Origin of the sequence: Nocardia farcinica (genome assembly GCF_029867845.1) — a bacterium.
GTDB lineage: Bacteria > Actinomycetota > Actinomycetes > Mycobacteriales > Mycobacteriaceae > Nocardia > Nocardia farcinica_A.
Genome location: NZ_JARWRU010000083.1, coordinates 1 through 4109, shown reverse-complemented (window position 1 = coordinate 4109; position 4109 = coordinate 1). Strand labels below are relative to the sequence as shown.

Below are 4109 nucleotides of genomic sequence, written 5' to 3'. Positions count from 1 at the left end.
GTAGATGGGTGCGCAGCAGGGCGGCCACGGCGCCGAGGGTGGCCGAGTGCGCGGCCGGGCGGTCGCCGCCGGCCAGCGGCAGTTCGAAGTCCAGCTCGCTGAGGCGGTCGCGCGGGGCGATGTCGGCCAGGCAGCCGAAGCCGAGCGGGGTGCGCAGTACCGCGAGCAGCGCCCTGGCCAGGGCGGCGGTGTCGATGTCGGCGAGCAGTTCGGCGGCGGTCTCCCGGCAGCGCCGCACGCCCTCGGCGGCCCGGTCGTCGGCGGCGGTGTCGACGCGGTGGAGGGCGGCGTGCACGAGGGTGCCGCACTCCGCGCCGTAGGGCAGCTCGTTCATGAGCGAGGGCGCGGCGGCGGGATCGGGTTCCAGTTCCACCAGCGCGGGGGTCTCGGGTTCGTCGCCGGGGCCGCGCGGGTCCTCGGGCTCGGTGTCGGTGACCAGCTCGTGCGCGCCCTCGGTCAACGCCGAGTAGGAGGTGCGCCGCCAGTGCGGATCGAGGGTGCGGTCGAAGCGGGCGGCGGCCAGTTCGGCGCTGTCCTGCTCGGCGCGGACGCGACGCGGGGTCGCCGTGGCGGCGGTGTCCACGGCGGTCACCGAGATCACATCGGCGGCGGGGGCGGCCCAGGCGGTGAACTCGGCCACCGCACGTTCGGCCGGCGGCACGGCGACCCGTTCGGGGATGTCGGCGCGGCGGTCGGCGCGGCCGAGGGTCATCCGGTGCAGCGGGCCGCCCGCGGTGGTGGCCGAGGGCGCCCACCACGCCACCACCCGGCACATGGCGCGGGTCACGGCCACGTAGAGCAGGCGCAGTTCCTCGCCCGCCTCCTCGGCGTCGCAGCGCTGTTTGCGCGCCGCGTAGCCGCGGGCGTCCTGGCCGCCGACATCGAGCACCCTGGCGCCGTCGTCGTCGTGGAACAGCAGGGTGGCCGGTTTCGGATTCTTGGCGTTGTCCCAGGCGAAAGGCAGGAACACGAGGGGGAATTCGAGTCCCTTGCTGGCGTGCACGGTGGCGATCTGCACGGCCGCGGCATCGCGGTCGAGCCGCCGTGAGCGACCGGCGACCGCGCCGGAGGCGGGATCGCGCACCCGGTCGGTGAGCCAGCGGGTCAGCGCGGTCAGACCGTAGCCCTCGGTGGCCGACACCTCGTCGAGCAGCTGGGCGAGGTGGCGCAGGTCGGTGAGGGTGCGTTCGCCGTTCTCCACCGCCAGCAGGCGCGGGGCCAGCCGGGAGCGTTCGGCCAGCCGCTCGAACAGCGCCGCGAAACCGGCGCGGGCGAACAGCCGGGCCGCCTCGCGCAGCTGGGCGCTGAGCGCGCCGACCAGATCGGCGCCGCCTCGGTCGATCTCGGCGGCGGTGTGCCCGAGGAGGGGGGTGCAGGCGGCGAGCCGGACACGATCGGAGCGGTGCGGCTGTTCCAGGGCCCGCAGCACCCACAGCCAGTCGGTGGCGCTGGGCGTCTCGAACACGCTGGTGCCGCCGGCCAGGACCGAGGGGATGCCCACGCGGTCCAGGGCCTCGCGCACCAGCGCGACGTGGGAGCGCTTGCGCACCAGCACCGCGACATCGCCCGCGGTCACCGGCCGCCGCAGCGCCGCCGCACCGCGGCCGACGGTCACCTCGACCCCGGATTCCAGCAGCCGGACCAGTTCGGCGGCCAGGTCGCGGGCCACGGCGGCGCGCTGCCGATCCACCTGCGGGAAGCCGTTCTTCAACGGTCCAGCACCGGTGCGCGGCAGGCAGCGCAGGGTCAGTGGCATGGTGTGCTCGGCCGGTCCGGTCAGCCTGCCGCCGGTGCGGGTGGCGGCCACCGGGTAGACGCCGATGTCGGGGTGGCCGAGGGCGGCGCCGCCCATCAGGTGCTCCAGCGCGCGCAGCAGGCCGGGATCGCTGCGCCAGTTGCGGGTCATCTCCTTGCGGCTGTCGGCGACGGCGACCGCGTCGAGGTAGCTGAGCACCTCGGCCCCGCGGAAGGCGTAGATGGCCTGTTTCGGGTCGCCGACCAGCACGAGGGTGCGGTGGCCGTGGAAGCAGCCGCGCAGGATGTTCCACTGCAACGGGTCGGTGTCCTGGAACTCGTCGACCAGCGCGACCACGAAGCGCGCGCGGATGCGGGCGCGGGCGGCCCCGCCGTGCTCGGGGTCGGCGAGCACTTCGTGCAGCAGCACCAGCAGGTCGTCGAAGTCACGCACCCCGGCCAGGCGCTTGCGGCGCTCGGTCTCGGCGCGCACCGCCTCGGCGAAGGCCACCCGCTCCCCGGCGACGCCGCCCGGTTCCTCGGGCGCCAGCCTGGCCTGCCGGTCCCGGATGGCCTCACGGGCGAGAGCGTGCGCCTCGCGCAGGGTGAACGGCAGTTGCGGGCTGCGGGCGTACCGGTGCAGGTAGAGATCCTCGACCACGGCGTGCACCAGGTCGTCGACGGCTTCCACCAGCCGCACCGCCGGGTCGCGCTCACCGGCGACGCCGAGTTCGTCGAGCATGCGCTGGCAGAAGCTGTGTGTGGTGGCGATGGTGCCCGCGTCGAAATCCGACAGCGCGGCCAGCAGCCTGGCACGGCGCAGCGCCACCTCCTCGTCGGGCGCGTCGGCGAGATGGGCGATCAGCTCGTCCCCGGCGGCGCGGGCGCGGACCGGGTCGGCCAGGGCCCCGGCCACCGCGACGAAGCGATCCCTGGTGCGCTCACGCAGTTCCTGGGTGGCCGAGCGGGAGAAGGTGACCAGCAGCAGTTCGGAGATGCGCACCCCGGCCTCGGCGACATAGCGCACGGCCAGGCCGACGATGGCGTAGGTCTTGCCGGTGCCCGCGCTGGCCTCGAGCACGGTGGTACCGGTGGGCAGCGGCGCGCACACGTCGAAGGTGCCGTCGGGCAGCGCGGTCGTGCCCGGCGTCGCGTGGGAGGGGACGGTCGCGGGGGGAACGGTCGCGGGGGGGACAGTCACGGCTGCCTCTGCGTCTCGGCGGCCAGCAGCGGCGTCCACAGCCGCACGGCAAGCGCGCCGAATCGGGTCGGCTCGCCGGCGGTTCCGGCGGGCGCGGGGGTGGTCAGGAGGTGATCCAGGCGCGGGGCCGGGCCGAGGACGTATCGCAGGTGCCGGTCGGTGTGGTCGCCGAAGGCGGCGAAACCGTCGGCCTTGCCGTTGAATTCGCGTTCGGCGGCCAGCAGCGCGTCGTCGGTGCTGTCGCCGCGTGCCCGGCGCTCGGCGTAGGCGGCCGAGGCGGTGGGGGTCAGCGGCAGCGGTTCGGTCAGGCCCTGGTCGCGCAGGCGCACCAGGTCGCGCAGCAGGTCGATGGCTTCCGGGCGGTCCGGGGCGGCGAGTTCACAGCGCCAGGCCGGGCGCCGCCAGCCGCCGCGACCGGTGGTCACCGCGCGCCACGGCCGGTCCTCGGCGGCGACCAGGGCCAGCAAGCCGACCCAGGCCGCGATCCGATGCCTGGGCTTGACCTGGGAATAGGTGGCCCGGACCAGCGCGTCACCGCGCACCTCGGGCACGGTGCCGACCAGCCTGCGGCCGTCGCCGAGATCGACGGAGATGTCGACGGCGTGCGGTTCGGCGGCGTAGTCGGGCGCGGCGGCGCGCATCAGCGTCTCCACCGTGCTCTCGATCTCCTCGAGCACCCGCGCGCCGAGCTGGAACGGCGGCAGGGTGCCGCGTCGCCATTCGGCCTGGCGCAGCGCGGCGGGGTCGGCGCCGTTGAGGCGGGCGATGAGCATGCGTTCGCCCACCTCCCATTTCGCCAGGCCGTCGAGTTCGATGGGCAGGTTCTCGGCGATGTCCTCCTCGTGTTCGGGCACTCGGAGACCGAGTCGCTGCCACAGGAAGCCGCGGATCGGGTGTTCGGCGAAGGAGATCAGATCCGACAGCGCCACATCCCCGCGTTCGGGCGCCGGGAGCGGTTCGCTCAACAGCGACGGGGCCGGGCGGGCGGGCGCGGCGGCGGCGCGGGCGCCCGCCAGCGCGACGCTGTCGAAGCTGCGCGGGCGCGCGGGGTCGAAGTTGCGGCGGTCGAAACTCTGCAGCGGGTGGCGGGTGACCACCTCGCCCGTGGCCGCCTCGCCCCCGTGCGCGCGCCCCGCGTCGAGCAGTTCGGCGACCGGGATGGCCGGTGGCCGAG

1 protein-coding gene and 1 pseudogene are annotated in these 4109 nt (G+C 75.2%); both read right to left on the bottom strand.

Features of this window, described 5'->3' with window-relative positions:
• A partial coding sequence (locus QH283_RS01490) for a UvrD-helicase domain-containing protein (RefSeq protein WP_432420638.1) occupies window positions 1-2935 on the bottom strand: 2935 nt, incomplete at its 3' end.
• Window positions 2932-4109, bottom strand: a pseudogene (locus tag QH283_RS01485) (exodeoxyribonuclease V subunit gamma); the annotation flags it as partial. The gene QH283_RS01490 and the pseudogene QH283_RS01485, both read right to left, overlap by 4 nt.